Annotated in this window: 3 protein-coding genes and 1 pseudogene; 3 read left to right on the top strand and 1 reads right to left on the bottom strand. The window is 68.5% G+C overall.

Going from position 1 to position 3,040, the window contains the following annotated elements; translation table 11 throughout:
• Positions 1-309: pseudogene (locus ABH925_RS37540) on the top strand (hypothetical protein); the annotation flags it as partial.
• A gap of 274 nt (positions 310-583) precedes the next feature.
• On the opposite strand, the gene ABH925_RS37535 reads toward ABH925_RS37540, so the two are convergent.
• The gene (locus ABH925_RS37535) at positions 584-2,146 is read right to left on the bottom strand and encodes an FAD-dependent monooxygenase (protein ID WP_370156107.1); all 1,563 of its coding nucleotides are present in this window, start codon (positions 2,144-2,146) and stop codon (positions 584-586) included.
• A gap of 190 nt (positions 2,147-2,336) precedes the next feature.
• Here ABH925_RS37535 and ABH925_RS37530 point away from each other — a divergent pair, with 190 nt between their 5' ends.
• Together ABH925_RS37530 and ABH925_RS37525 are read left to right on the top strand one after the other, a co-directional pair.
• Positions 2,337-2,477, top strand: a complete 141-nt coding sequence (locus tag ABH925_RS37530; RefSeq protein WP_370156104.1) for a helix-turn-helix domain-containing protein — start codon at positions 2,337-2,339, stop codon at positions 2,475-2,477.
• A gap of 7 nt (positions 2,478-2,484) precedes the next feature.
• Entirely contained in the window at positions 2,485-2,946 is a 462-nt protein-coding gene (locus ABH925_RS37525) for a Clp protease N-terminal domain-containing protein (RefSeq protein WP_370156101.1), read from the top strand.
• The last annotated feature ends 94 nt before the right edge of the window (positions 2,947-3,040 follow it).

Genomic DNA, 3,040 nt, shown 5'->3' with positions numbered 1-3,040 from the left:
ACCGTCGCCGCCCGCCCAACAACGACGATCCAGCAGCTGACCGCCTATCAGCAAGAGGACAAGGTCAGCGATCTCACCGCATTCGAGCTACACCCAAACGATTTCACCAGCACAGTCATCGACCTCACCGTGGCGGAGGTTCGGAAACTCATGGCAGCATGTGCTCCCCGCGCCACGCACCCACGCACCCGCAGCCACGCGCTGAACTGGTCGAACTGGCGCCGACGACGACAAGCCGTGGCCCGCCGCTGCCACTACCGAAGGCGTTGTCACACGATCGAGGGGCGGCCCACGGGAAGCCGCCCCTGACCTCCACCAGCCCGGCTACACTCCAGTCCGCCTGCATCGTCCCAGGTCAAGCCCCGAAGTCCTGCTGGAGTACTAGCCGCAGTACATCGTCGAGGCACCGCTGTACTCGATGTCGCTGCTGGTGGCACCCCAGGTGGCGACCGCCGAGAGCGCGTACTCGGTTCGGAACTGGTTCTTCGCCACCAGGTTCACGCACTGGTGGCTGACCTGTGCGGTTTGCAGGCACTTCCCGCTCCACCCACCGGGGTTGGAGGCGGTGACTTGTCGGCGCGATTCAGGTCGCCGTGCCGAACCACGCGGTCAGCGCCTCGCGCATGTGGTGGCGCATTGACTGGCTCGCCGCCTCATCTGTGGCCCACGCCAGGTATCCGTCGGGACGGACGAGGATGGCGGAGGCTGGCCGGGACCGGTCTGCGGACCGGGCAGTGATGACGTCCACCCGGTCCGTCCAGGCGTCGGCGGCCTTGGCCGTCGCTGAGTGTCCGGTGAGGTCCACGAGCACGGGGCGGGCTGCGCGGAGCCGTTCGGCGATCTGTTCCCAGCTGTCGGTGATGTGCGTCCGGAGGTCGGGAAGCCATCGTCCGACCAGTGGATGCCCGGTGGCGCGGCCCATGTCGTACCGGATGTCGGTTCCGGACAGGAGGGCTGCGATGCGCGCGCGGTTGCGTGGGTCGTCGAGCAGTTCCGCCAGCAGGTCGCGGGCCGCAGTGATGTCGGCTGCCGGACGCATCAGGGCCATCTGGGCGCGGGTCTGCATGAGGACTCGCCGACTGACCGCAGCTCGCTCGCTGTGGTAGGTGTCCAGTAGTCCGGGGGGCGCCCAGCCGTGGATCTGGGCGGCGAGTTTCCAGCCGAGGTTGATGGCGTCCTGCATGCCCAGGTTCAGCCCTGGCCCGCCGACGGCAGAGTGTACGTGCGCGGCGTCTCCGAGCAGCAGGACGCGGCCTGCGCGGTAGGTGTCGGCCTGCCGCGAGTTGATGCTGGTGACGCGGCGCAGCAGGTGCGGTCCGGGGGTGGTGGGTGGGGTCAGTGGCAGGTCTGTGCCAAGAACGCGACGGGCGCTGGCCCGGAGCTCGTCGAAGGTCATCGGTGTGCTGTCGTCGACCGGCGGCTGGTCCCACTCGAAGGTGGCTACGAGGTGGATGCCCGATCCGGGTTGCATCATCGCGAAGGTGAGCACGCCGTTGGGCAGGCGGTTGTGGGCGTACGGCCGAAGGCGCATGCCCGGCTCGGGCAGGACGAGTTCCCCGGTGGCGGGATCAAGCAGCGCGTCGGGGATGACGGTGTGTCCCGCCCGGGAGGCGAAGCTGTCGTCGGTGGTGCCGGGAAAGGCGATGCCGGCCTGCTTTCGGACCGTGCTGTGGCCGCCGTCCGCTCCGACCAGGTACCGGGTGCGGACCCGGTAGGCGCCCTGTGGGGCTCGGATGTCGAGCGTGACGGCGTCGTCGTCCTGGCGCAGGGCGGTCAGTTCGTGCCCGCGGCGGATCTCGACGCCGAGTTCCCGGGCGCGCTCTTCGAGTACCTGCTCGATACGCGCTTGCGGGACCTGGAGGGCGTGCAACGGGTTGTCGGGCAGGTCGCGCAGGTCCAGTGGCAGGCCGCTGAACTGGTAGAAGGGCAACGGCTGGGCAGGTCCGGAACGACCGGTGAGGGGCTCGTACAGGCCGCGCAACTCCAGCGCCTGGACCACGCGGCCGACGAGCCCGTTGGCCCTGGGAGTCTCGCTGCGGGCGTGCAGCCGCTCCAGGAGCAGCGGTCGCACGCCCGCGAGCCGTAGTTCGCAGGCCAGCAGCAGCCCGTTCGGGCCGCCGCCGACGATGGTGACGTCAGCAGTCATCAGAACTCTCCCTCAGTTCGCCGGGCAGGAAGCATCCAGCCGCACCGCATGTCAGCCTGGACTGACAGTGCGACCTGACGTCAGTCTGGATTGACAATCGAGCGGATGTCAAGCCAGACTGACAGGCATGGAAGCGGGAGATCTCTCAGAACGCCTCAGGTCGCATGACCCCGCGGTGGGGCTGCGGGCCGTGGGCGCCTTGCATCGGCTGGCCGAGCAGGTCGAAGCGGCAGCAGTCGCACGCGCCAGGGAGCAGGGATGGTCCTGGGAACAGATCGGCGACGCCCTCGGCGTCTCCCGGCAATCCGTGCACGCCAAGTACGGGAAGTGAGACGACCATGTTCGAACAGTTCGCAGCAGGTGCCCGTGAGGTCGTCACTTCGGCACTGAGCGAAGCCACACTGCGTGGCGATCGCCGCATCGGCACCGAGCACCTCCTCCTGGGAGTGCTCCACGAGCCGGGCTCAGTCCGGGCCCTCGGAACCGACCTGGAAACCGCGCGTGCTGCTCTTGATGCCCTCGACCGGTCCGCGCTGGCCGCGGTCGGCATCGACATCCAGGGGATCGAGCGGCCGTCGATTCCCGCCTCGCGCAAGCGCACCCCCTTCACCTCCGGCGCCCGTGCCGTCCTCCCGCGCGCCCTGGCTGAGACGAGGAAGGCCAGCAGCCGGCGCATCACACCAGAGCACCTCCTGCTGGCCCTGCTCGACTGTGAGCAGCCTGATCCCGCGGCAGAGCTCATGGCACAGCTCGGCATCGACCGCGCCGCTGTCCGGGAGCGCATTCGGACGGGCGCCTGAGAGGGCGTTTGAGGTAGGCGGATTGCCCTTTATGTCTTAGTAGGTTCCTCGCCAGCTTGGTGTGGTTTCGTCCGTTATGCGCTTGGTTAGGTTG

This window comes from Streptacidiphilus sp. EB129, from assembly GCF_041262645.1.
Taxonomy (GTDB): Bacteria; Actinomycetota; Actinomycetes; order Streptomycetales; family Streptomycetaceae; genus Streptacidiphilus.
Note: the sequence above shows the minus strand (reverse complement) of the source record. Positions and strands in the feature narration are given on the sequence as shown.